This window comes from Allorhizobium sp. DMC15 (assembly GCF_056314065.1).
In genome coordinates, this window is sequence record NZ_JBQUZB010000007.1 from 115499 (window position 1) to 140218 (window position 24720).

Genomic DNA, 24720 nt, shown 5'->3' on the forward strand with positions numbered 1-24720 from the left:
CCTTGTCCCGCCTCTTCCTACCCCGTCATAGAATTTCAGTGGGTTTCGTGTCCGCCGTTCCCGGCTTTCGCCGTGCTAGCCGGTTGAACCTTGAAGACCTCCTTCCGCTCGTGCCCCTCGACGATCAGCTTGCCCACGAGTCCACGCGCTGCGCGTGAAAGAGCGTGGTCCACCAGCACATACTCACCGGGAACGTCCATGGTCATGTCGACCACCGCAGCGCCGCCGGGAGGAACGGTGATGGTCTGCACATCCGTCAGTGGCTCGGTTGTCAGAGATGCCAGTTGATAGGCCCTGTCGAAGATTTCCCCGATGACGTGGAAGCTCGACGTCTTGTTGGGGCCGCCGACACCGAAGTAGATGCGAACAGTCTCGCCGACCTTTGCGGTCAACGCATTGTCACCGGTCAGCGCGTTCGCTGCACCGTTGAACACATAGTATTCCGGCGTCTCGTCCATCAGCCTGTCGAGGCTCTCAGTCAGTTTGCCCTTGGTTCCATAGGCCTGTTTCGTGTAAACCTCGCCTTGCATCACGTAGAATTCCCTGTCGACCGGAGGAAGGCCAGCTTCAGGTTCCACCAAGATCAGGCCGTACATCCCGTTGGCAATATGGTGGGCGGCCATCGGCACAGCGCAGTGGTAAACGTAAAGGCCCGGCTTCATTGCTTTGAAGGTGAAGCCCTTAGTCTCGCCGGGTGCGGCGTCCGTCGCCTCAGCTCCGCCTCCCGGTCCCGTGACGGCATGGAAGTCCACGCTGTGGCGTTCACTGCTATCGGCAAGGTTGCTTAGTTCAACTTCGACGGTGTCGCCGACCCTTGCCCGAACGAAAGGACCCGGAACCTTCTTGTTGAAGGTCAAGTAGTGGTAGGTCGCGCCGTCCGCTAGGACGCCAGTAACTTCGACCGTGTCGAGCTTCACCTTGATCGTTTCCGGTCCCCTCGCACCTAGTGGCGGAGCAAGGTCTGTCGCCGCCCGTACGATATCAAGGGGAGCGACAGCGGTCCCGTTCGCCGCCGGATGATTGTGGGTGGCGTCGGCCAGCGCCGGCATTGCCGTCGCCGACAAGAGTGCGACGGCAATGCCGGCGCGGAAGAGTGTTCTGCTGGTCATAATTCTGGTCATGCTAGTATTGTCTGCGTTGCCCGTTATTGGGCACCGCGTCCTTCGAAGCGTCATTGCCATACCGCAAAGAGAACGTTCGCTCGCATCTTCGTGATGGCCTGCAGGTGTCGGCTCCAGGTTACCGCGTCGTCTGAACGGCACGGAAATGCGCAATCGCTCCGACGGTCATCTTCGTCACGACCAGTTGGCGTAGAACCCACCCCGCAAGCGCCCCAGCAGCCTATCGGGTAGACGGGTGGGCAGGTTGTACTCGATCCTTACGCTCAGGCTGCATCCCGATCTGGCGGGACCGATCCTGAATCCCATATGGTAGGAACCGATGACGTGGGAGACGCACCGTTCCGCGCGCCTCCCACGTCTTTGAGAGCGGAGGATGCCGTTCTGTCACGACTTCCTGCACGTAGAGCGCCCGCCGAGTATCAGCCCCGTCATTTTGACGACAGAGACGACGGCACGTCCCTCCGCATTGTCGATTTTGTGCGTCATGGAAGCCCCCAGCATCTTGACTGAGGGCTCTTCCATGTGCGCACCGAGGACGGCCGGATTGTCGAGCAAATCGAAGACCCGTTCGCCCAATGCCCACAGGGCTACAGTGCCGATGCAGACCGCTGGCAGGTCACGATAGGTGATCCTTGTTGCCGTGACCGCCATGTCGATGAAACAGGTGCATCAGCGGGCAGGCCAACAGGATCAGGTAAGGGGCGTAGCCCAGAACGTGCCCCCAGTGCTCACGAAGGATGTAGAATACCAGGATCAGGGCCAGGGATGAGCCCATCAGCAGGAGCGTGCGTTTGGCGGTCATATCTTCATGCTCCTCAACCTGAGAGAGTTGGCGATAACACTGACCGAAGACAATGCCATTGCCGCCGCCGCGATGATCGGTGAGAGCAACAGACCGAAGATGGGATAAAGGACGCCTGCCGCGACAGGTACGCCTGCCGCATTGTAGATGAAGGCGAAGAAGAGGTTCTGCCGGATGTTGCTCATTGTTGCCCGGCTCAACTGCCGTGCCCGGACGATGCCCTGAAGGTCTCCCTGCAGAAGGGTGACTCCTGCGCTCTCAATGGCAACATCGGTTCCCGTGCCCATGGCGACACCGACATCGGCTGCAGCAAGCGCGGGAGCATCGTTCACACCATCGCCCGCCATGGCGACGATCCTGCCTTCACTGCGCAGCCGCGAGACGATCTTGCTCTTGTCCTCAGGCAGAACCTCCGCTTCCACCTCCGAGATGCCGAGGCGGCGCGCTACGGCAAGAGCGGTCGTCTTGTTGTCGCCCGTCAGCATGACGACGCGAATACCGTCATCGATGAGCGCCTTCACCGCATCCGGTGTCGTCGCCTTGATGGGATCGGCAATGGCAAATAAACCTGCCAAGCGGCCGTCGATGGCAGTGAAGATGACCGTTGCGCCGTCATTACGAAGCTCTTCTGCCTTCGCAGTCATCGCGGTAACGTCGACACCTTCTTCCTCCATGATGCGGTGGCTGCCGAGGATCAGCCGCTTGCCTTCGACCACGCCCGTCGCGCCTTTGCCTACAGGACTGTCAAAGTCGGTAGCATCTCCCAGAGCGATGCCACGCTCACTGGCCGCATTGACAATCGCTAGCGCCAACGGATGTTCGCTTGCCCGCTCAATAGTTGCAGCGAGTCGGAGCAGTTCGGCTTCGGATACCCCTTCGACGGGGACGATGGCAGTGACCTTGGGCCGTCCCTCCGTCAGGGTCCCCGTCTTGTCGATGACAAGCGTGTCGACCTTCTCGAAGCGCTCCAGGGCCTCTGCGTTTTTGATCAACACGCCAAGACTTGCTCCGCGACCGACGCCAACCATGATCGACATCGGTGTTGCCAGCCCCAGGGCACAGGGGCAGGCGATGATAAGAACGGCAACAGCCGCCACTAAGGCATGGGCGAAACGAGGCTCCGGCCCGTAGATCATCCAGACAGCGAATGCGACGAGTGCCACTCCGATGACGACCGGAACGAACCAGCCCGAGACTTCATCGGCGAGGCGCTGGATGGGGGCGCGCGAGCGTTGGGCCTCTGCGACCATGCGGACGATCCGTGAGAGCATGGTGTCGCTCCCAACCTTGCCAGCCTCCATGACGAAACCACCGGTCTGGTTCATGGTCCCGCCGATCAGCTTCGACCCGACATCCTTGGTCACGGGCATCGATTCACCCGTAATCATGGATTCGTCGACGGAACTTCGGCCCTCCAGAAGCAAGCCGTCAACTGGCACCTTCTCTCCCGGTCGAACGCGCAGGCGGTCGCCAACAGCCACGGCGTCAAGACCGACATCTTCATCTATACCATCGGCGCGCACGCGCCGTGCGGTCTTCGGTGCCAGATCGAGAAGTGCGCGGATGGCACCGCCCGTCTGTTCGCGCGCCCTTAGCTCCAGAACCTGACCAAGCAGGACCAGGACCGTGATGACGGCAGCAGCCTCGAAATAGACGGCGACCGAACCTCCCGCTGCGCGGAACGTGACCGGAAACAGTCCCGGCGCAACGGTCGCGACAACGCTGTAAATCCAGGCGGCACCCGTTCCCATCGCGATCAGCGTGAACATGTTCAGATGACGCGTCACCAAGGATTTCCAGCCGCGCTCGAAGAAGGGCCAGCCCGCCCACAGGACAACAGGTGTCGCCAGCACCAACTGCAGCCAGTTCGAAGTCTGTGGCCCCAGTAGCATGTGCAGGTTTGTCAGATGGCCGCCCATCTCCAGGGCGAGCACCGGGATGCTGAGAACCAAGCCAATCCAGAACCGTCTGGACATGTCCGCCAGTTCTGGACTTGGACCCATTTCCAGCGTCGCCACTTCCGGTTCAAGCGCCATTCCGCAGATGGGGCAATTGCCGGGCCCCGTTTGGCGGATTTGGGGATGCATGGGGCAGGTGTAGACCTGAGCGTTGACCATGCCCGGACCACCAGGCTTGGATGAAGAAGCTGCCGGATCTTGGGAATGTCCGTGGTGGTGGTGATGCGCGTGATTTGCGTTGTTCATCTCGCTCTCCCTCAGCCCTGCTGGCCATAGTCGACGAATGTCATCATGCCCGTCGCCATATGATAGAGATGATGACAATGTAGCGGCCAACGGCCTGGATTATCTGCGTCGAACTCGATCGATACCCGCGCCATGGGCGGCAGCATCACAGTGTCACGCATAGCACCGGAAATGTTCTTGCCGTTGATTTCCGCGACTTGGAAATGATGACCATGCAGATGCATCGGATGGGCCATCATCGACATGTTGTGCATGGAAATCCGGATCCGCTGTCCGCTGCTGACTTCGATCGGGCCGTCGGTATCGATGGACCACCGATAGGTAGCCATATCGCCGCCCAGCATCAGAGCAAACTGCCGATCGACAGGGCGGCGTGCCAGTGGTGTGATGCCTTGAAGGCTTTGCTCCAGCGAAAGGTCGAGAACCGGGCCCTTGGCTGCCGCAGTGGTTTCAAGCTTGTGCACTCGTGCGGAGGCGGTGGCAAGGATCACGCCAGTGCGCTCGACGGCCCCTTCCCGAAGGGCCAGTATAGGATATGCGCCTTCGCCAAGTGGCAAGGCCAGACGGATATCGGCCCGCTGGCCCATCGACAAAGGAAACTGTCGGCCACGAACCGGGACGACGTCCATCCCGTCGACAGCGATCAGTTCGCCCTCGATCTCGCCCGTATCGATCGTGAACGCGGTTGCCGTCGCGCCATTGATGATGCGCAGCCTGACGCGGCCGCCGCGTTCGACCTTGGCAATCTCGGGGTCATCAAGCGTCCGATCGTTGGCGAGATATGCGTCATACTCGATATCGTTCAGGTCCATACCCATCATCATATGAGGCGCAGCCGAAGCTTCAGCGGAGCCCATCTGATGTCCACCGTGAGAGTTCATCATGGTGGACATGTTCCCGTGTCCGGAGGGCATGGCATGACCGCCGCCGCCCTGAAGGCCGGCAAGTAGCTCCTCGGGCGACTTGAAAGAGAAATCATGCAGGAGCACGGTCACCTCCTGCTCGTCGCGGGCGAGGTCATCGGCAGTTCGTATGATCAGCGGTGCCGCGAGCAGGTTCTGCTCCTGCAGCGTGTGGGCATGCATCCAATGGGTGCCGCCTCTCGGCAAGGGAAACTTGTAGGCCCGGCTTTCCTTAGGCGGAAGCAGTGCAGCCGGATTGCCCGGCACCCCGTCCAAATCCCAAGGCGGCGTAAGCCCATGCCAGTGGATCAGCGTTTCCTCGTCGCTTTCGTTGCGAAGAAGAACGTCGAAGTCCGAAGGCGCGTTGAGGACCAGCCCGGCGTTCCCGGCCTTGTCGGTCAGTCCGAAGACTGAGGCGGCCTTGCCGTTGACGTCCAGGGTCCGTTTACCAATCACAAGCTCGTTCGTTAGTGCTCCTGGGTTTGCCCAGGCATGGCCGAGGGGGGACAGGGCCACGGAACCCAAGGCGAGCGTTTTCAGAAAGTCTCTGCGATACATGATGTTTCTCTCGATCCGGCCGTTATGACGACCTTGCTGTTGACAGGATATTGCGCATTGGGCGCCTTTGTCAGGCAGCAGATCGAGGGGGGTGGCGTCCGGGAGTTGGGATCTGACCTTGAAGCGGTGAGGACGGCCGGATACGGACTGGCGCGCCCACGAATATTTCAGGTATCTGCAGCATCGTCGACGACGACGGGACACACACGGTGCAGGCACGCTGACAGCAGGTATCGACCAAAGGGTCGACGATAATCGAGCCGCCGGTCCGAACGTTACTTTCACCGCCAGCATGGACAGTTCGAGTCCAGCAGTGCTGTGGACCGGCATGCGACTGGCTAAGCGCGAACAGAAACACCATCGCCAAGGTGGCGATGGTCAGCATGACCCATTTCAATAGCCTGACGGTACCGCTCATCGTCCCCTCTCTGTCGCTAACACCACAATAGGAGCTTCTGAGGCCTTGCGGATTGATTTCAGTCAACCGCAAATCAGCGTGCACCTTCCTATCATGGTAAGGTCAAGTGCTCGGGACGCAGGCTTGCGAGACTACTCAATATAGGTTACCCCCCTATGTTATGAGCCACACAACGAAACACAAAGACAAGCTTCTCGCACGCGTCCGACGTCTTCGGGGGCAAATCGAGGCCGTGGAGAAGTGTCTCGAAGCGGATGCGCCATGCGGCGAGGTCTTGAACCTCGTGGCTTCCATTCGGGGTGCGGTGACAGGTTTGACCGGGGAACTGATCGAAGATCACATCCGGGAACATGTTTCGAACCCTCAAACTGATCCAGACCAGGCTAGAGCAAGGGGCACGGCTGAACTCATCGATGCCATCAGGACCTATCTGAAATGACCACGAGCGCGCGACTTCAATCTCCTCACGACCATGTCTTCCTTGGCGACAACCACGCACGCAATGAGCGCCGTACCTGGCTCGTGATTATGGTTACCGCGACCATGATGGTGATCGAGATCGCTGCCGGCTCGCTCTACGGCTCGATGGCGCTGGTGGCCGACGGTTGGCACATGTCAACGCATGCGGCCGCAATGCTGATTGCAGCCCTTGCCTACATGTTCGCGCGCAAGAATGCGCGTAACCCCAGGTTCACCTTTGGCACAGGCAAGCTTGGTGACCTTGCGGCATTCGGCAGTGCTGTGGTCCTAGCGCTGATTGCTCTGTTAATCGGCTGGGAGAGCTTGATGCGCCTCTATAGTCCGGTGGCAATCGATTTCCCGCAGGCGATCACGGTGGCGGTGGTTGGCCTCGGCGTGAATCTGCTCTGTGCGTGGCTTCTGCGCGACGATCACACGCATCACCACCACGGACATGACCATTATCACGCCCACGATCACGATAACCATGGGCACCATCATGACGCTGCCACCGACAACAATCTCCGTGCTGCCTATCTTCACGTCCTCGCAGACGCTTTAACATCCGTCCTTGCCATTGCGGCGCTCATTCTCGGAAGCCTTTACGGCTGGAACTGGATGGACCCAGCTATGGGGATCGTCGGGGGCTTGGTCATTGCGCGCTGGTCGTGGGGGTTGATGCGGGATACGGGCGCTGTCCTGCTTGACTACCTTCCGCCGCATGAGGACCTGCCACAAGAAATCCGGGACATCATCGAAGGCGACGGTGACGAAATTGTCGATCTTCATGTCTGGCAGCTTGGCCCAGGACATCATGGCGCCATCGTCTCTGTCCGGTCCCCGGCACCGCTCACCGTGGCCGCCTACAAAGCAAAACTTTCCTCTATTCATGATCTCTCCCACGTCACGGTCGAAGTGCAGGCAGCTTAGACAAAGGCGCAGCGATCGAATATCCTCAGGACGTCGGCTTTCGTGCTGATAAAGTTGAAAGCGAACGACCGAAATGACGGGGCCAAGCTGCCCTCCCGGCATTCTGCCTCCAATGACCGTTTGGGCCGACAGGCGACTTGATTCAACGCACTGCCAAGGAAGAAAGGCGCTCTGCCCTCTCTCCCCCAAAAGCACTAAACCGGTCTCCCCATGCTTCGGCCTGCGGCCTGCAGCACCGGCCGCATTTCCATGAAATCCGTCTCGGTCCTCCGGATGGGTGATCCCCCTCCGGTTTAGCGCTTGTCCCCCTCTCTCCAGCTGTTCCGCACGAGCTCGGGAGCAGGAGCGGAGCTCCTGCCCTCCCTTCGATTTCGGGAGGTCAAGGAGTGATCGCTTGCGCTTGTGGAGAGGGAAAGATGACAGAAAAGCTTGAGCTGCAACCCAACGAGCCATTGTCCGTGAAGGTTGAACGTCACCGAGCCGTCTACCTGGCGGCCATCAACGGCGACGGCGGCGCTAACATGGATCAAGAAGCGAAGGCACGTATGGAAATCATCAGGCACGCGCCGTCAGATCCGGGTGAGAGAGATCAGAAGATGCTTTACGTGGCAGGGTATCTGATTGCCTCCAAGGGAAGCCTAAACCCTGAGGAAATGGAGCTTCTTCTTTCAGGCTCCATCTCACTGCCGGGCCATTGACGAGCAACGGGCATCTGGCTGAAATCAGTAGTTGGTAGCAACCCACTCGCCGGATGCAGACTTGGCAAAACCGATGACGTGATCGAGAGGAGCTGCATTAGGATTCCTCTTGATGGCCGCAACGCATGATACGCCTGGACCGGTGGCGTTCTTGTCACACTCTCCCAAAGCAAGGGTTACATCGGCTTCACTGCGGCCGGCTCTCAGAGGATTGCGGGCATAAGCCTTGCGGTATGCGGCAAGGGCCTCTTCCTCTGTCGGCACATCGAGCACAGGGGCCGGAGGTTCGGGAATCAGGGAGGGATCGGCTGCGATGAGGGCGGCGATCTCCGCGTCAGTAGGAGCTCGAACAACCGGCTCGGGCTCCGGCATGATGAGGTAAGTACCGCCTGCACCTGCGAGAATGCCGATGCCGGCGGCGGCTACGATGAGAATGTTGCTGTTCATGTCATCCACTCAGTCATTCAGGTTGAACCAAGCACGCTGCTTGACGCCCTTATCGTTCGGAATGTCGAAATAATAAGGATCGGCGCGGCGAGGGCGAGGCTGAGTGATCTGCACCATGCAACCATTGTCTCGGTTGAAAACATCATTGTCGTTGTTCTCGTTGATCTGCCGGATCGTAACACCCTTGCGCTCGTTTTCTTGGCTGTCACCAAATTGGGTACGGAAGGCGGCACGGTTGCTGCACTGGTTGACGGTCTTCGTGCACTGATCCTTGTCGTCTCGGCCCAAGAACGACCGATCCCCATCGGTGCGGGAGGAAACGGCGGTCATGCCGGCAGGGCATTCCTCGTAAGGTTCGAAGCCGGGTTTTCCGGCTTTAGCTTCATGGCAAATTGGCCAGGAGAAGCCGGGCTTCGCCATAGCCGATATGAGCCTTTTCATCGGGGGAACGCAGTAGGGGACGCCATGCCAGGACGGGCTTTGCGAGGCTGCGCACAAAAGAATCTGGCAACCCCATGAGGCATCCTCGGCCTTGGCAGACGCCGGAGACATGGCAAGAGCCGCGAGACCGGCTACGGCAAAAATCACTGGTTTCATATCAGGTGTCCCTCTTGATCAATGCTGCTGAAATTGCCGGCTCGGAAACAGGTCTTTCGAGCGGAGTCCTCTGTCGGATGCGTTCGCCTGCAGCGTAGATGACGGCCGAGATCAAGGCGAAGCATGCAAACCAGGAAATGCCGATGCGATAGAGCAGTGGCTGATTGGGAATGTCCCGAGAAACCGCGGCGAAGGTGAAGAGCCCGACCAGGTAGCTGTCGAAGGACAAGTGCCGCTTGTCGTGGAAAGCCAGCGACAGGATGAGAAGGAAGGCCGCTAGTAGCGCGTGGATCCACCAGAGTTTCTGCGCCGGGATTATGAGGGCGATGGAGAGCGAGATGGCAAGCAGCAAGCCAGCCAAGGGATCGGTTGCGAGAGAGGTCGCAATATGTGCGAGGTCTGGCAACTATCGGTCTGTCCTCTTCGGCTTGTTTCGGGCATCAGCAAAAGGAGGAGAGATCTCGCTTTTCCTCTCGGCCAATAGATTGAAGTCGGCGATCGGATGCCGATCTAGCGTCTTGTCGACAGCTTTGCGGCGCCATTCGTTCATGTCCAACACGTAGGTTCCCCACATCCCATACCGGGCGGCCATCGCGTTGGTCTGATAGGCGTAATATTGGGCGTTGATGTAGGGGGAATCGAGACGAGCCCAACCGACGCGCAGCATTTCTGCGGCGAGATCCACACCGCTGGTCGTGCATTGCGCGACGGGTATCCCATCGTTTGCGTAGGCCAGACCGACGCAAGTCGTGGGTCTGTTTCCGATTGTCCTCTTCAGCCAAGCTTTGGCGAAGGGTCCGCATGGGACGGGGGTTGGAGCCTGTTGCTTGTCCCGGTTGATCCACTTTGGGTTCAAAGCCCATTGAGGAAGCTCACAAGTGTCGATGCCGGCCAACCTTACTTTATAGCCCTTGCCAAGCGTGCCGAACCATAGCGTGCGGCCGTCGAGAACGGTTACCGGGCCTTTGAACGTCCGCAACCGAACAGCAGCAGCAACGGGAGGCGCAGCCTGACCGCGTAGGGCGTGCCAGTTCTGATAGATCGGATCGGCGGCTAACGCCGGCAGGGCCAAAGAGCTTGCGGCGATAGCAAGGATAAGGCGGTTTCTCATGGCTGGGCGCTCCTCGATCGCTGGTTCGCCTCACGACTAAGCAGGATGGAAGGATGCTGAACGTCGGAGAATTGCCAAAGGCCGGCCTTCTTTTGCTGAGCAAGCTGCTCGGCTATGGCGTAGGGGGCATGATAAGGGAGACCATCGGTCTTTAAGGCGGCGAATGCATAGCCGCTTGTCACCATGATCTGCGCGAGGTCGAGCCTTTGACTGCCAACCGTGGCGTAACAAACGACATATGAGATGCCATTAAGCTTCGCCACGGGGGCACAGATCGGCTTAGTGTCCTTGATGTAGGCAGCCAACATCGCAAGCGATGCCTCACCGCAGTCTTGTCTATTGCCCTGACCATCCGTGTAGGCAGTGCCGCGCAAGCAAGACTGTATGCCATAGAGACGAAACCGCTCACCGTCAGAGATCCAGGTGTCCCCCGTTTCCAAGGTGATGCCTGGAGCAAGATCGAAGTACCCTTCAGGTGCGGCATTGGCCGCAAACGGCAGCAGAGCCGCGACGAGTCCAGCAGCAAGTCTCATTGCGCCTTCACCCGAGGATCGGCCCACATCCCGAAGGAGCCCTTCTGCCCGATCTCCTGAGCTTCCGCGAGATCCGGACGATCGAATGAGCCATCGGCCTTCTTTGTGAGACGAACCGCTCCCAACGACAGAAGCTGCTCCTCAAGATTATCAACCGTGTCCATTGCTCCAGGATAGTTGTAGTAGCCGTAGCAAGTGACATCCTGAACGGGGGCGGTCTGCTCACTGATGAAGGCCCTGCAGAACAGGACCTTGGGGCTTTGCAGCATCGTTTGCAGCTGCTGCGTGCCAAACTCCTCGCAAGTCCCGGAATAGTCCTCGGCGCGATTGACCAGATCGCCGCTGCAAGGCTGAACGCCATACAGATGCAACGTTGTCAATTCATCGACGCGAAACTCAGTCGCCGAGATAGCTTTGAAGCCATTGGCCGTGGCGTAACCTTTGCGATCAGCGACTTTGCCGGTCCCGTCGTAATACTCGACGACAAGAACCGTCTTGCCCGGCGCCGCCAGCGACCTGATGTAGTCCTTGTTCACCGCAGGAGCGGCAAGCGCTTGTGTTGCCAATGCGCAACTTAGAAGCGCGGGAATGATGGCCTGTTTCATAATCTAGCCCTAACCACCCTGAGTCCGATTGTTGACCTGCAAAATAGGGTTTAACACCGATCAGAAAACTTGTAAGAGTGCATCAAATCGGTATCATGTGTGCATTAACTCTAGTCGGTTTTCATGGCGATCACAACACCGTTTGACGGGCGGGTGCGATGGATAAAAACACTGTTTATGCAGGGTATCTAGGCCCGCGAACCCTGACTAGCACAGCATTATCCGTGCTGCTCGCTGCCAATACAGCTGCGTCACAAGACCTAGCCACATCAGGGCGTAATTCCAGCAATTACAACGGTTCTGTGACAATCAACGAAGAATCTCTTGTCACAAACTTCGAAGATCGCTGGAGCGGTGGCGAGACATCAGAGAAGGAATTCGTCCTTGGTGCAAACGGTGTTGTCACGAAGGGCGGAGCCGAAGGTTTTGGCGTAGCATCGCCGAAAGACGCGCGTGCCAAAGGGCATCACATTGATGCGTCTGTCAGCGCGTATTTTGATGTCTCAGAGCGCGCCACAGGCCGCATTAATCCTGTCCAAACTCCAACTCTAGATACTACATCGAGTAATACCACCGAAAATCTAGGGGCCGGAACTCCCGTTGAAGAGTGCGGGCCGTCGCCCCTACCACCTGACGAGATTAAAGCGCTGGTTGCATCTACCGCGCGTCGATACAGCGTCGATGAGAGCTTCGCGGTTGCGATTGCCTGGGCCGAAAGCCGCTTCGATGAGATCCGCAATTCACCGAAAGGCGCACGCGGACCAATGCAGCTTATCCCCGCAACCGCGGCTCGCTTCGGTGTTCAGGATATCTGCGACCCTGCCCAGAACATCGAGGGCGGGGTGAAGTACCTGCGCTTCCTCCTGGATGAGTTCCAGAACCCGCTTCTCGTAGCGGCTGCCTACAACAGCGGCGAGGGGCGCATCTACGAGTATGGCGGCGTCCCTCCGTTCCAAGAAACCGTCGGCTATGTCGCAAAGGTCGTGAATTTCCAGCTTGGCCTACCGATGCCAACGGGCAAACGGAAGGCGGCCGGGATCGTCCGTGACATGGCGGCAAAGAACACCAGCGATGCCGGAGTCATCGCTGTGGAGAAGACCGGCAAATTCGTCGGCGGCGTGATGCACTTTTAAGGAGAGAACTATGAGACATGTCATTTCCCGGCAATCCGGGGCATTGAAGGCAATGGCCGTGATTGGTTTGGTGGCAGCGCTGCAAGTCGCCGGCGCTGATCAAGCGCTTGCACAGGCAGGCGGTGGCGGTGGCGGTGCATTCGCCCCCCTTCAGACAGCCGTGCAGATGATCGTTGACTTCATCACCGGCCCATTTGGTCGTCTCATGGCAATCATCGCCGTTATCGGCCTTGGCTTTCTTGCCTTTGCCGGCAGGCTATCGTGGTTCACGGCCGGAGCCGTCGTCATTGGTATCGGTCTCGTATTCGGTGCCCCTGCCATCGTTGACCAGATGATCTCGTCGGTAGGCGGCGGCTGATGAGCGATTTTCAGGACGAGAAGCCAGCTTTGACGCCGTTGGTGATCGGTTTGACCCGTTCACCGACGCTATGGGGCGTACCCTACATGGCGGTCGTCCTGATCATCGGTGTGACCATCATTGGGTGGTTGGTGACGAACCATCTGGCGGCACTGCTTATCGCGCCAGCCGCCTACCTTGTCCTTTTCTCGCTTTGCGCCTGGGACAGCAAGATTCTCGACGTTCTGCAGGTCACCTCACGCAAGACGCCACGGACGCCCAACAAGCGCTTTTGGGGCACCAACTCATACGGACCATAGTAGATGCTGAGAGTCGTCAAGGAAGAGCTTGGGTTTGGGAAGGTCGCCGGCAACGAGCGGCCTATGTCCGTTCACATCCCCTATATGAGGCATGTGTCCGATACGGTCATCGGGCTCGAAAATGGAACCCTAATCAGCGTCATCAAGCTCGATGGCCTGTTCTTCCAGACGGAGGACCAGGCCGAGTTGAACATGCGCTCTGTCGTCCAGAACACGATGATCCGGGCTCTGGGTTCAAGCCGCTACTCCCTTTGGTCGACTGTAATTCGGCGTGAGGTCGAGACCGAGATCGGCGGTTCGTTCGATTCATCCTTCTGCGAGATCCTGAACGATCGCTACATGGACCAGCTCCGCAAGAAGCGGATGTTCACGAACGAAATCTATCTGACGATCGTGCGTTCGGGCATGAAAGGGGCGCTTGGTCTCGGTGACTCCTTGAAGCGGATATTTGAACGCTCGAACAAAGAGGCCAGGGCTCAAGCGACCCGTGAAGATGTGACCGACCTCGAAGAGTTGGTTGGGAACATCGTGAAGGAGTTGCACAAGTACGGCGCTAAGCCGCTTGGCATCACTTATCGCAAGAAATCCGACGATACCGCGAAGAAGGACATCGATGGAGAAGAGGGCAAGGGCGATCCGTATTCTGAGCCCTGCGAGTTCTTCAACACGATCCTGACTTGCGGTGTGCCGCGAAAGATGCGGCTTCCGCGCATGGGTATCCGCAACTACGTCGGCACTTCACGGCTGCATTTTTCAAAGCGGACGATGCAGGCACAAGCGGCGGTGGAAGAAGATAGCCGCTATGCCACCCTCCTATCGATCAAGGAATACCCTCCATTCACCGGTCCCGGCATGTTGGACGGGTTGCTGCAGGTGAACCATGAGTTCATTCTGACACAGTCTTTCACCCTTGCAGACAAGCCTATCGCACAAGAGCGGATCAGCCGCCTCCAGCGCCAGATCAAGGCTTCCGACGAAGCGGGTAGCTCGGTCGAATCCGATATTGACTATGCGTTAAACAGCCTCCTCAATCAGGAGGCTGTATTCGGCTTCCATCATTTTTCGCTTCTGTGCATTTCGCGGGACCTCGACGGATTGAGCCGTTGCGTGTCGGAACTTGGCGCTTGCCTCACCGACATGAACATCAATTGGCTTCGGGAAGATCTCAACCTTGAAGCAGCGTTTTGGGCGCAGCTGCCGGGAAACCGCTCCTATATCTCCCGCATCGCCATGCTGTCGAGCGCCAACTTCTCTGGCCTTTCCTCGATGCATAATTTCGCGACTGGACAAGCGGATCGCACCCATTGGGGCCTGCCGATCACCATTCTGGAAACGACCTCACAAACCCCCTACTGGTTCAACTTCCACCGTCGAGATATCGGGCACTTCACGGTGACTGGTCCTACAGGATCCGGCAAGACCGTGGGTTTGACCTTCCTCCTGGCTCAAGCGATGCGAGTTTCACCCACGCCTCGCGCCGTGTTCTTCGACAAGGACCGTGGGGCTGAGATCTTCGTCAGGGCGATCGGCGGAGCCTACGAAGTTTTGTCTCCGGGAACGCCCACGGGCTTTAACCCGCTGCAACTGGAAAACACCGGCGAGAACCGGGAATTTCTGGTCCGTCTGCTCAAGGCCATGCTGCGCGGCGATCGTCGCACCGACTTCACGCAAGAGGACGAGGACACGCTGGAAAAGGCAATCGTCCGGATCATGCAGGAGCCGGCAGCTCAGCGGAACCTCCCAAATCTTGCCGGCCTCTTGATGGGGCGGTCCAAGGCCGATGCCAACGATCTATACTCGCGGCTTCGCCCTTGGATCGAAGGCGAAAAAGCCTGGCTGTTCAACGCGCCCCATGACGTCCTTTCCTTCTCGGGTCACAGCGTCTTTGGCTTTGATATGACCAACATCCTCGGAAACGAGGAGCTAAGAACCCCTGCGCTGATGTATCTTTACCATCGGATGGACGAGCTGCTGGACGGTAACCCCGCCATGTTCTTCATGGATGAAGGCTGGCAGCTACTGATGGATGACACTTTCAGCGCCTTCATCGTCGACAAGATGAAGACGATCCGAAAGCTCAACGGCATCGTGGGCTTTGGTACGCAGTCGGCTGCTGACATTACCAAATCCAAAGCGTCGCACACGCTCATTGAGCAATCGGCGACCAACATCCACTTCCCGAATCCACGGGCTGACGAAGAGAGCTACATCAAGCGCTTCGGCCTGACGGTGAAGGAGTTCAAGTTCATCAAGAACACGCCTCCTGAAAAGAGAACCTTCCTGATTAAGCATGGCAACGACTCTGTCATTGCGCGTCTCGATCTGTCGACAATGCCGGATCTCGTGAAGGTGCTTTCAGGACGCAAGGAGACGATCGAGGAGTGCGCGGCACTTCGCGAGCAGTACGGAGACGAACCCGAAAACTGGTTGGCGAAATTCTGCGGATGGGAGAAGGCCGAATGAGGAACAGTTGGACTCTAACGCTGCTGGTTGCAGCCTTGGCTTGTGGAACAGCGCCCCCCGCCTCCTCGCAGGTTCCTGTTACGGATGGCGCCCTCACTTCAACAGATGCTGTGCGCAATGAAACGACGAAGCAGATCGAAGAAACAGACAGTCGCCGGCACTCCGTGAGCAAGAGCGTCACCTGCTCGATGTACCGGCCGGGGCGCGGAGGTGACGCCCCCTCGGCAGCACAAGCCAATCCGGAGATTGTCGGGCTCGTGAAGCGCGTGGCGCGCGAGGAAGGGGTAGACGAAACCCTCTTCATGTCTCTCGTCTACCAGGAGAGCCGGTTCAATCCCTGCGCAAAGTCGCCGGTCGGCGCTATGGGCTTGTCGCAGCTGATGCCGGGCACAGCCAAGGATCTTGGCGTCAATCCTCACGATATCGAGGATAACCTTCGCGGCGGCGCGCGCTACCTGAAGCAGCAGCTCCGTACCTTCAACGGCAATACCAACCTTGCGCTCGCCGCATACAACGCGGGGCCAGCCAACGTTCGTAAGTATGGCGGCATCCCTCCGTTCAAGGAGACGCAGGGGTATGTAGCCGCGATCAAAGGGAAGTGGATGCCCCAGTTCGGAGGCTCCGATGTGTCGAACATCCCCGAAAATTTCGGAGGAGGCACGTCGGGCTTTTCAGGTGCGAGAGACGCGACCATCAACTCGATGGCGACCAGCCAGTCGATTTCCGAAAACAGCGGGAACGTCGCGTCATGGCTTCAGCAACTCGGCCAGATGGAAAGCGGCACGATCCAAGACAGCTGGGACCACAATTCCGGCGCCCGTAATGCGAACCTTGAGATGATGAACCAGGTCATCCGCCTCGGAACAACGATGGCCGAGCTTATGAATTCTCAAAATGCACTCGATCTGGGCGGGCTCTCGGGGTCTTCGCGGTCCAGCGACTACAGCCAAGACGAGAGGCAAGACGATCGCGAGGTAGCCGACCTCTGCGACAAGGAACTGCAGCTTGAGTGGAATCCGGAGGAACAGGCCTGCGTTCGAAAACTCGAACCAGAGGCTGACATGAAGCTGATGTTGAGCGCCGAATGACAAGGAGAACGGCCATGAAAAGAGCATTTCTGACTGCGTTTTCGCTAGCGATGGCGTCTACCGCGCATGCACAGGTTCCCGTGATCGACAGCGCCAACCTGAAGATCGCAACGGAAACCTCTCAGACGACTGATCAGATCCTGGATACGAACAGGCAAGTTCTGAAGACGGTCGAAGAGACCCTTAAAGCCGTCACGGGGGATCGCGGGAGCGTTTCCAATTCCATGCAGAACCTCGCCGTTGGTCAAGGGTTCAGCGTTTCTCAGATGCCGTCACTCGACAGCCTCATGCAGGGCGGTGTCCCGAACTTCGGCAGCATGGGCGGTGACATCGGCCAGATTGCCACCACCTTCATCAACGGTCTCCAGCTCGTGAAGAACTTGTCTGGCAAGGCGGACAGTACGTTCTCAGGCGACAAGTCCTACGAAGAAATGATGAAGACCGTCCTTGGAGTTGCTGCCCTAGTCACCGGCTCGCAACAAGCCGTTCAGTCGCGAACACAAGCGTTCCAGCAGGCGGGCCAGCAGATCGGTCAGGCTCAGGACATCAAGGGGTCCATCGATCAGAACACGCAGCTGCAGGTTCAAACGGGCCTGACGATCAACGAGATGATTGGCGTCATGAATGGTGCCGTCGGCTCCCTGCAGGCTCAAAACCAGCGCCGCCTTGTCGACATCTCCAATACCAAGAAGGCGCTGACCTACGGTGACTAAGACATTTCGAGTGAAAGGCTTTGTGCTCCTCTCCGTCCTGGTTGCTGCCGGCGTAACCGGCTGCGCCGGCGCCCCGAAAGAGAAGACCGCACCATGCAAGAGGCCGGCAAACCTCACATCCTACGCCGAGGATCCGCGACAGGAATGCGGCCCAATGACCAGCGTGAACGGCAACCCATCGGAAGCGCTGGCGGCGATCGACGCTTTCGCTGCAAGCGGAGAGCAGTGACCCCATGAACTTTCTAGGCGGCCTGCTTGAGGCTCTTGAAGATGCAGGGCGGAATTTCTCGGAGCGGGCTTATGAGGTCGTTGGCGACGAGATCATGCCCTTGCTGTCGATCATGCTTATTGCATACGTCGCCTATTACGGACTTCAACTCGTCATGGGGACCGCGCGAGTGAGCGTCGGCGAGATCGTCGGCCGGGTCGTGCGAATGATGATTATCGTCGCCTTCATTGATCAGTGGGGCAATTTCCAACTCTTCTTTTATGACTGGCTGAACAACACGCCGGAAGACGTGGGGCGGGCGCTCCTGACAGCTAGCAGTACCGGGATAACTGAGCCAACAGACGGCCTCTCCACGATTTGGGAGACGGCGAATGAGGCAGCAGCAGCATTCGCGGAGCAGTCAGGCTACTTCGCCATTCTCCCGGGCCTCATCGGGTTCCTGATCATGCTGGCGGTTGGGCTGTTCATTGCCGTTGCGCTTGCCATCCTCGTGCTTGCGAAGGTGATGATGTGGGTGCTGCTTGGCACTGCACCGATCTTCATCGCCTGCCTATTGTTTGATTCGACCCGTCAGTACGGAATGGCTTGGTTCCAGCAGGTTTTGACGTACGCGATCATTCCGCTCTTCGTCTATGTCGTCGCCGCCTTTCTCATCACCACCATGGACGCTGAGCTGCAGAAGGTCGCAGCGGCAGCATCCGCGAACGAGATCCAGCTAGACGATATCTCGGCTTTCGTCCTGATCTGTGCGGCTGGCGCTTTTGTCCTCTTCAACATTCAGACGCTCGCCCAGGGAATTACCGGGGGCGTGGCAACGGGCGTTGGGCAGATCGCTCGATCGGTGGGCTACGCGACCGGTGTTGCACTGCCGGCACGAGCTTTGACCGCGACACGTTCTGTAGCCGGCAGGGCTGGAGAATTAGGAATGGCCGCACGCGCCAGAACCCATGCCGGCATGAGGGAAAACATCCAAAACGCCGGTGCAGCAGAAGCGATGCAGAACAGAATTACCAACAACAGTCTGCCCAACTAGGCAACTGGTGGCGGGAATTAAGGGCTAGGATACATGGCAGAGAATAACGATGCTCTCCGGAGCTATTTTCAGGATGGGGACCGTTGGGAACAAGAGATCGTCAAAAAGGCCAAACGGTCCAAGACGTTCGCTTGGCTGATTACGCTGATCTTCGGCGGCATCACGATCCTGTCGCTCTCCGCATTGGTGATGCTCGTGCCCCTCAAGAGCTTCGAGCCGTACATTGTCGAGGTCGACAAGAACACTGGCTATATTGAGGTCAAGACAGGGCTGACCCGAACAGCGAACATCACCGATCAGCAGGCGGTCACTCAGGCGAATGTCGTCCGTTACATTCGATCCCGCGAGGGCTATGATCCTTTTGCCATTGAGCAGAACTTTGGAATTGCAGCTTTGCTCTCCACCGGCGACGCAGCGCGCGACCTCCAGGCCCAATGGAGTGCCGCGAACCCTGACAATCCAGCTCGCCGGCTCGGCAAAAATAAGTCGATCACCGTCGACATAAAGTCTGTCACCTTCCCCAACACGACAACGGCACTCGTCCGGTTCTCGACGCATGAGCGCTCTGATTCAGATGTCATTACGCGCCACTTCATCTCTATCGTTCGCTATCGCTACACGGATACGCCTGAGCGCAACGAATGGCGCTTCGAAAACCCGTTGGGCTTCCAGGTTTATGACTACCGCCGTGATCAGGAAACGGTGACCTCGGGAGGTCAGCAGTGAAATATGGCTTGCCTTTGGCGGCGTCGATCGCCGCTCTCACGATGGTCCAAGCCTATGCGGCGCAACAGCCCCGCCCTGGCAGTCTGGATGCGCGTGTGACCAGTGTTGTCTATCAGCCGAACAACGTCGTGAAAGTATCTGCAACCTACGGCATCTCAACGATGATCATCTTCGACGAAGATGAGAAGTTCGAGACGATCTCGCTTGGCGACACCGACAGTTGGCAGGTTGCCCCCTCCGAAAAGGGCAACATCCTTTTCGTCAAGCCAATAGCCAAGGACGTCTCCACAAACATGAACGTGGTGACCTCAAAGAGGATCTACTTCCTTGAGCTCAACGACTATGCACCGGAAGCAGGGAAAAAGGTCTTCGGCATTCGGTTCGTTTATCCGGAGAAGAACCTGAACGAGTCTCTGCGGAAGGAGGCAGAGTTTCGGGCAGCCAACCCGAACATTTCGAGCATCGACAAAGCGAACGTCAACATTGACTACTCTTTCTCGGGCGACGCCGCGCTGAAGCCGACAATGGTGTTCGATGACGGTAAGAAGACCTTTTTCAAGTTCGGCCGAGGGACCGTGCCGGCCATTTTTGCCGTTCAATCCGACTTCTCCGAGACCCTGCGAAACTTTCGCAAGGAAGGCGATTACATCGTCGTTGACGGCGTAGCGACGCAATACACGCTCCGGGACGGAAACCAGTGGACGTGCATTTTCAACCTCCGCAAGCCGGACTTTGCAGCACCTGATCCTGACATCGTGGCTCCGAAACCGGATCCTGATGTCAGCAAACGCAGGAGGAGCGGCAACTAATGAAGCGCAGCCCTGAACTCGACGCTATGGCGGCGGCCGACGAGGCCGAAATCAGCAATCGAAACGTGAAGCGCAATCAGACGGTCGGCATGGCCGCTCTGTTGCTCGCTGGTGTCTTCGCCGCGTACCTGGTGCTGGCCACGTCCGGCGAAAACCCGCCTGAGAGCCCGCAAAGTGAAGAGGAATTTCGGACAACGACTTTCCGGCCGCCTGGCTTCGTGCGCGATGGGGAGCCCACTCCCCCACCACCAGAACAGCCGGTTTTAGAACTCCCGCCTCCACCGCCTCCGCCGCCAGCTCCGCCGGTCGACGTTACAGAATTTAACGTGCCTCCCCCGCCCGAGGTAGCTCAACCGGCAAGCGCTCCCCCGCCCGCCGAAGAGCTATTTCCGGAGCGGTTTCGGTCGAAGCTAATTACGCTTGACCAGAACTTAGGCGGCGCCGCGAATGGTTCGCCGGATGGCTCGAACAGCGGCACGCCTTTGACCGTCGCTGGCGAGGATCGCAACAGCCAATACCTGTCGTCAGCGAGCGCGATCGGGGACCGTTCCGCAAAGGCGCGAAAGATTGAGCGGATCGACGCGATGATTCCGGAGGGCACGCTGATCCCCGGCATCTTGGAAACGGCGATCGTCAGTGACCTTCCGGGGCAGGTCCGGGCCATCACATCCAAGGATGTCTACTCCTTCGATGGCCGGCGTGTGCTGATCCCGACAGGTACACGGTTGATCGGGGAATATCAGTCCGAAGTTACGCGGGGGCAGAAGCGGGTCTTTGTCGTGTGGACGAGGCTCATCCGCGATGACGGCGTGTCGGTGCGCCTGAATTCCATCGGAACGGACAGCCTCGGTCGATCGGGTCTGACTGGTCATGTCGACAACAAGTTCCGTGAGCGCTTTGGTGCATCGATCCTGCTATCTATTGTCGGGGGTGGTGCAAGCTATCTCACCGGATACGGTAGCGACTCCAGCTCCGGAAACGATGACGCCGATAGAGGCGCAGAATTGGCGCGCGAGACGATCGCGCAAACCTTCAGCGACATGGCGAACACGGTCCTGGCCGAAAATCTGAGGATCCCGCCAACGATCAGCGTACCTCAAGGCGAGCGGATCTTCGTGTATGTTCGCCAGGACCTCGATTTCAGCGCCATGTACGACGATCCTGTCACGGAAGCGATGAAGGAGATCAAACGTGAACGTTACGGTAGGTAACACGACGGCTCATGATCCCCACTATTTCCTGAACCGGTCTTTGGAGCCCATCAGGCAATTTCTCGATGACCCAAAGGTAGTTGAGATTGCAGTGAACCGGCCGGGCCAGGTCTATGTCGAGCGCTTTGGTGCTGATCACATGGAGCATCATGAAATCGATGCTCTGACGGCACGCGAGATCGAGAACATTGGCGAGCGGGTTGCCGCAGCGACAAAGCAGTTCCTCAACGCCGCTAATCCGATCCTGAGCGCAGCGCTGCCGACCGGCGAACGTATCCAGGTCGTCTTGCCGCCCGCGGCACCTGACGGTGGGTCGATCACGATCCGTAAGCAGGTTGTGCAGAACTTCTCTCTGCAGGACTACCGTGACAATGGCTCTCTCGACAAAGTCTCGGTTGCTGTCGGGGGCCTAAGCGACGTGGATCGGGAGCTGATCGCCTATCTACGCGCGGAGAAGATCTACGACTTCATTCACACGGCCATCACGAAGCGGGTTTCGATCCTGATCAGTGGCGGCACGTCGTCGGGAAAAACCACGTTTCTGAATGCGTGCCTGAACTCTGTAGACCTGAATGAGCGGATCCTGACGCTTGAAGACACCCGTGAGCTATTCCCACCACAGAAGAACGCGGTCCACCTGATCGCCTCCAAGGGTGGGCAAGGCACCGCAAACGTGACGATTCAGAACCTCCTTGAATCGGCGCTTCGAATGCGGCCGGATCGCCTCTTTGTTGGCGAAATTCGTGGAGCTGAGGCCTTTTCCTTCCTTCGTGCCATCAACACCGGCCATCCAGGCAGCATGTCAACAGTTCACGCCGATACGCCGCTCGGCGCGTACGAGCAGCTTGCCATGATGATGCAGCAGTCCGGCATGTCCGCCGGCTACTCAAAGCAGGATCTGATGTCCTACATCAAAATGGTCATTCCGATCGTGATCCAGCTCAGGCGTGAAGGCGGCAAGCGCGGGGTTTCCGAAATCTACTTCGCACGGGATGCATCATGAGCAAAGGTCTACAGGCCTTCTATCTGTTCTTCTGCCTGTTGATCGCATTTGCAGTCTGGATGCTGGCGTACGGGGCGGGGCTTCAGCTCTTCTACGGCGACGGTAGGATCCTCGAGGCGACAATTACCTCAAACCCATTCGCGCCAATTCAGCAGTTCTGGGCCTATAGCTCCTCCCCTTCCCTTCAAAAGGTCGCGCTCGGCTCCGTAGTCCCGGCGCTGCTCGTATCAGGCCTTATTGCTTACCTTGGGCTCAAACCTACCAGCAATCCATTGGGGGATGCGGCCTTTCAGGACCTTCCAACCCTTCGGCGCGGGAAGTGGTTTGGCAAGAAAGGTCACATATTCGGCCGTATCGGGAGCAACGTCCTCCGCGCGTATGACGATCGCCACCACCTCATTATTGGCCCGACTCGATCCGGTAAGGGCGCGGGCTACGTCATCCCTAACGCTCTCATGCACGAAGGCTCTATGATCGTCACGGATCTGAAGGGCGAGGTCTACAAGGCAACCGCCGGCTATCGGAAGCGCAACGGCAGCCAGGTCTTCTTGTTCGCGCCGGGTTCCGAGACGACCAACAGCTATAATCCATTGGATTTCGTTCGTCCGGAGCGAGGTAATCGCACGACCGACATTCAAAATATCGGCAGCATTCTTGTGCCGGAAAACACCGAATCCGAGAATTCAGTTTGGCAGGCCACGGCTCAACAGGTTCTCGCCGGCGCCATCAGCTATGTTCTCGAAAGCCCCTTCTACAAAGGGCGCAGGAACCTCGGCGAGATCAACTCCTTCTTCAACAGCGGGACCGATCTGCAGGCCTTGATGAAGTACATCAAGGAGAAGGAGCCATATCTGTCGAAGTTCACGATGGAGAGCTTCAACTCATACCTGTCTCTCTCGGATAGGGCCGCGGCCTCGGCACTGCTTGACATCCAGAAGGCGATGAGGCCGTTCAAGAACGAACGCGTTGTGGCCGCAACGAACATGACCGACATGGACCTTCGATCCATGAAGCGTCGCCCCATCACAATCTACCTTGCCCCGAACATCACCGACATCACGCTTCTTAGGCCGCTGCTGACGCTATTCGTTCAACAGGTGATGGACATACTCACCCTTGAGCATGATCCCAACTCCGTGCCGGTCTATTTCCTGCTGGATGAGTTTCGCCAGCTGAAGCGCATGGACGAGATCATGACGAAGCTGCCCTATGTGGCCGGCTATAAGATCAAGCTCGCCTTCATCATCCAGGATCTGAAGAACCTGGATGAGATCTATGGTGAGACGTCCCGACATTCGCTTCTTGGCAACTGCGGTTATCAGCTAATTCTTGGTGCCAATGACCAGGCCACGGCTGAGTACGCCTCCCGGGCGCTTGGCAAGAGAACCATCCGTTATCAGTCTGAATCGCGCACCATTGAGCTTATGGGCCTCCCGCGCCGAACAAAGGTTGAGCAAATTCGCGATCGGGACCTGATGATGCCGCAGGAAGTGCGCCAGATGCCCGAGAACAAGATGATCTTGTTGGTGGAGGGTCAGCGGCCGATCTTTGGGGAAAAGCTGCGATTCTTCAAAACGCAGCCCTTCAAGGAGGCCGAGGCCTATTCTCAGACGCACATTCCGACTGTCCCGACTGTCGATTACCTGCCACCCAAACCCGTACCAGCGACCACGCCGGCCTATGCCAATGCAGGCCAGGAACAGACTGAAGAAGCGGAGGCGGTAAAGCCCGCAACGGAGGCCAAAGCTGATGCACTGCAGGCGCCAGCGCAGAAGGAAACTCCGAAGGAGCAACCAGCCTCCACCCCACCCCCTCGCGTCGTGAACCCCTCTGCTTTGACAAGCAAGAAGGCCAGCGCCGGTGGCACCGTGGAACCTGCAAAAGCAGCTGCGCCCGCTCGCGAAAAGCGCGCGATGCCTATCTCAGAGGACGAAATTGAGAAAGCGCACAATGATCGAGTTAGCCGCCTCAAGGAGGTGGTCGATCGGGAGGCAGAGGGGAAATCACCGCGCAAAAGGAAAAGCTTGGAAGAGCTATTCGCGGCGACCGTTCCTGATCCAATCATTGAACAGGCCGGCCGCTAATCCAGGGTCAGAAGGGCCAGAAGCTCGCTGCGTACTGACCCGCCTCTGTTAGCCAAGCCGCAGAAGCATGATACCAGCCGATCACGATCCCATAGACCTTGATCAGGATCGCGAGGATCCCAACGGAGACCATGCCCCACACCATCATCTTGCCGACGATGTCGGCAGACTTGGGGTCGTTTACTT

The 24720-nt window shown here is 58.2% G+C and carries 26 protein-coding genes; 16 read left to right on the forward strand and 10 right to left on the reverse strand.

The annotated features are described in order from the left end of the window. Nucleotides 1-35: 35 nt before the first annotated feature. The 4 genes from nirK to ACT53S_RS22680 form a co-directional block, all read right to left on the reverse strand. The gene (nirK, locus tag ACT53S_RS22665; RefSeq protein WP_476068718.1) at nt 36-1109 is read right to left on the reverse strand and encodes a copper-containing nitrite reductase; all 1074 of its coding nucleotides are present in this window, start codon (nt 1107-1109) and stop codon (nt 36-38) included. A 628-nt stretch (nt 1110-1737) separates the two neighbouring features. Further along, the gene (locus tag ACT53S_RS22670) at nt 1738-1923 is read right to left on the reverse strand and encodes a DUF2933 domain-containing protein (protein WP_476068720.1); all 186 of its coding nucleotides are present in this window, start codon (nt 1921-1923) and stop codon (nt 1738-1740) included. Next, entirely contained in the window at nt 1920-4127 is a 2208-nt protein-coding gene (locus ACT53S_RS22675) for a copper-transporting P-type ATPase (RefSeq protein ID WP_476068722.1), read from the reverse strand. The genes ACT53S_RS22670 and ACT53S_RS22675 overlap by 4 nt, the downstream gene beginning before the upstream one ends. A gap of 11 nt (nt 4128-4138) precedes the next feature. Then, nucleotides 4139-5587: a multicopper oxidase family protein gene (locus ACT53S_RS22680; RefSeq protein ID WP_476068763.1), complete on the reverse strand. Its 1449-nt coding sequence runs from the start codon at nt 5585-5587 to the stop codon at nt 4139-4141. A gap of 578 nt (nt 5588-6165) precedes the next feature. Between ACT53S_RS22680 and ACT53S_RS22685 the strand changes: the two genes are divergently transcribed. The 3 genes from ACT53S_RS22685 to ACT53S_RS22695 all read left to right on the forward strand — a co-directional run bounded on the left by ACT53S_RS22685 (nt 6166) and on the right by ACT53S_RS22695 (nt 8092). Beyond that, nucleotides 6166-6444: a metal/formaldehyde-sensitive transcriptional repressor gene (locus ACT53S_RS22685; protein WP_476068723.1), complete on the forward strand. Its 279-nt coding sequence runs from the start codon at nt 6166-6168 to the stop codon at nt 6442-6444. Next, complete coding sequence (gene dmeF / locus ACT53S_RS22690) at nt 6441-7394, forward strand: CDF family Co(II)/Ni(II) efflux transporter DmeF (protein ID WP_476068724.1); 954 nt, start codon at nt 6441-6443, stop codon at nt 7392-7394. Before ACT53S_RS22685 ends, dmeF begins: the two co-directional genes overlap by 4 nt. A gap of 416 nt (nt 7395-7810) precedes the next feature. Then, on the forward strand, nt 7811-8092 hold the full coding sequence (locus tag ACT53S_RS22695; RefSeq protein WP_476068725.1) for a hypothetical protein: 282 nt from the start codon (nt 7811-7813) through the stop codon (nt 8090-8092). Between the two features lie 24 nt (nt 8093-8116). Here the strand turns inward: ACT53S_RS22695 and ACT53S_RS22700 are convergent, their stop codons facing one another. The 6 genes from ACT53S_RS22700 to ACT53S_RS22725 all read right to left on the reverse strand — a co-directional run bounded on the left by ACT53S_RS22700 (nt 8117) and on the right by ACT53S_RS22725 (nt 11385). Then, nucleotides 8117-8539: a hypothetical protein gene (locus tag ACT53S_RS22700; protein WP_476068726.1), complete on the reverse strand. Its 423-nt coding sequence runs from the start codon at nt 8537-8539 to the stop codon at nt 8117-8119. Nucleotides 8540-8548: 9 nt separating this feature from the next. Beyond that, nucleotides 8549-8959 carry a hypothetical protein gene (locus ACT53S_RS22705; RefSeq protein ID WP_476068727.1) on the reverse strand — a complete coding sequence of 137 codons (411 nt, stop codon included), beginning with the start codon at nt 8957-8959 and terminating at the stop codon, nt 8549-8551. A 178-nt stretch (nt 8960-9137) separates the two neighbouring features. Continuing rightward, the gene (locus ACT53S_RS22710) at nt 9138-9542 is read right to left on the reverse strand and encodes a hypothetical protein (protein ID WP_476068728.1); all 405 of its coding nucleotides are present in this window, start codon (nt 9540-9542) and stop codon (nt 9138-9140) included. After that, nucleotides 9543-10247 carry a thermonuclease family protein gene (locus ACT53S_RS22715; protein ID WP_476068729.1) on the reverse strand — a complete coding sequence of 235 codons (705 nt, stop codon included), beginning with the start codon at nt 10245-10247 and terminating at the stop codon, nt 9543-9545. After that, on the reverse strand, nt 10244-10780 hold the full coding sequence (locus tag ACT53S_RS22720; protein WP_476068730.1) for a thermonuclease family protein: 537 nt from the start codon (nt 10778-10780) through the stop codon (nt 10244-10246). The genes ACT53S_RS22715 and ACT53S_RS22720 overlap by 4 nt, the downstream gene beginning before the upstream one ends. Continuing rightward, the gene (locus ACT53S_RS22725; protein ID WP_476068731.1) at nt 10777-11385 is read right to left on the reverse strand and encodes a hypothetical protein; all 609 of its coding nucleotides are present in this window, start codon (nt 11383-11385) and stop codon (nt 10777-10779) included. Before ACT53S_RS22725 ends, ACT53S_RS22720 begins: the two co-directional genes overlap by 4 nt. Before the next feature lie 158 nt (nt 11386-11543). On the opposite strand from ACT53S_RS22725, the gene ACT53S_RS22730 reads away from it, so the two are divergent. The 13 genes from ACT53S_RS22730 to ACT53S_RS22790 are packed head-to-tail and all read left to right on the forward strand — an operon-like array spanning nt 11544 to nt 24534. Next, nucleotides 11544-12518, forward strand: coding sequence for a lytic transglycosylase domain-containing protein (locus ACT53S_RS22730; RefSeq protein ID WP_476068733.1), 975 nt, complete (start codon nt 11544-11546; stop codon nt 12516-12518). 10 nt (nt 12519-12528) lie between these two features. Then, nucleotides 12529-12876, forward strand: a complete 348-nt coding sequence (locus ACT53S_RS22735; protein WP_476068735.1) for a TrbC/VirB2 family type IV secretion system protein — start codon at nt 12529-12531, stop codon at nt 12874-12876. Beyond that, complete coding sequence (locus ACT53S_RS22740) at nt 12876-13175, forward strand: VirB3 family type IV secretion system protein (protein ID WP_081950740.1); 300 nt, start codon at nt 12876-12878, stop codon at nt 13173-13175. The genes ACT53S_RS22735 and ACT53S_RS22740 overlap by 1 nt, the downstream gene beginning before the upstream one ends. Before the next feature lie 3 nt (nt 13176-13178). Beyond that, nucleotides 13179-15638 (forward strand): VirB4 family type IV secretion/conjugal transfer ATPase, encoded by a 2460-nt coding sequence (locus tag ACT53S_RS22745; protein ID WP_476068739.1) that lies wholly within the window; start codon nt 13179-13181, stop codon nt 15636-15638. Next, nucleotides 15635-16726 carry a lytic transglycosylase domain-containing protein gene (locus ACT53S_RS22750; RefSeq protein ID WP_476068765.1) on the forward strand — a complete coding sequence of 364 codons (1092 nt, stop codon included), beginning with the start codon at nt 15635-15637 and terminating at the stop codon, nt 16724-16726. The genes ACT53S_RS22745 and ACT53S_RS22750 overlap by 4 nt, the downstream gene beginning before the upstream one ends. 14 nt (nt 16727-16740) lie before the next feature. After that, a complete protein-coding gene (locus ACT53S_RS22755) occupies nt 16741-17439 on the forward strand; it encodes a type IV secretion system protein (protein ID WP_476068741.1) in 699 nt (232 codons plus the stop codon). Between the two features lie 10 nt (nt 17440-17449). After that, a complete protein-coding gene (locus tag ACT53S_RS22760) occupies nt 17450-17668 on the forward strand; it encodes a hypothetical protein (protein ID WP_246251533.1) in 219 nt (72 codons plus the stop codon). 4 nt (nt 17669-17672) lie between these two features. Next, nucleotides 17673-18701: a TrbL/VirB6 family protein gene (locus tag ACT53S_RS22765; RefSeq protein ID WP_476068743.1), complete on the forward strand. Its 1029-nt coding sequence runs from the start codon at nt 17673-17675 to the stop codon at nt 18699-18701. Nucleotides 18702-18734: 33 nt separating this feature from the next. Further along, a complete protein-coding gene (locus ACT53S_RS22770) occupies nt 18735-19427 on the forward strand; it encodes a VirB8 family type IV secretion system protein (RefSeq protein ID WP_476068745.1) in 693 nt (230 codons plus the stop codon). Continuing rightward, the gene (gene virB9 / locus ACT53S_RS22775; RefSeq protein WP_476068747.1) at nt 19424-20236 is read left to right on the forward strand and encodes a P-type conjugative transfer protein VirB9; all 813 of its coding nucleotides are present in this window, start codon (nt 19424-19426) and stop codon (nt 20234-20236) included. The genes ACT53S_RS22770 and virB9 overlap by 4 nt, the downstream gene beginning before the upstream one ends. After that, nucleotides 20236-21447, forward strand: coding sequence for a type IV secretion system protein VirB10 (gene virB10 / locus ACT53S_RS22780; RefSeq protein ID WP_476068749.1), 1212 nt, complete (start codon nt 20236-20238; stop codon nt 21445-21447). The genes virB9 and virB10 overlap by 1 nt, the downstream gene beginning before the upstream one ends. Beyond that, nucleotides 21428-22450 (forward strand): P-type DNA transfer ATPase VirB11, encoded by a 1023-nt coding sequence (virB11, locus tag ACT53S_RS22785; RefSeq protein WP_476068751.1) that lies wholly within the window; start codon nt 21428-21430, stop codon nt 22448-22450. The genes virB10 and virB11 overlap by 20 nt, the downstream gene beginning before the upstream one ends. After that, the gene (locus ACT53S_RS22790; protein WP_476068753.1) at nt 22447-24534 is read left to right on the forward strand and encodes a type IV secretory system conjugative DNA transfer family protein; all 2088 of its coding nucleotides are present in this window, start codon (nt 22447-22449) and stop codon (nt 24532-24534) included. The genes virB11 and ACT53S_RS22790 overlap by 4 nt, the downstream gene beginning before the upstream one ends. Nucleotides 24535-24720: the final 186 nt, after the last annotated feature.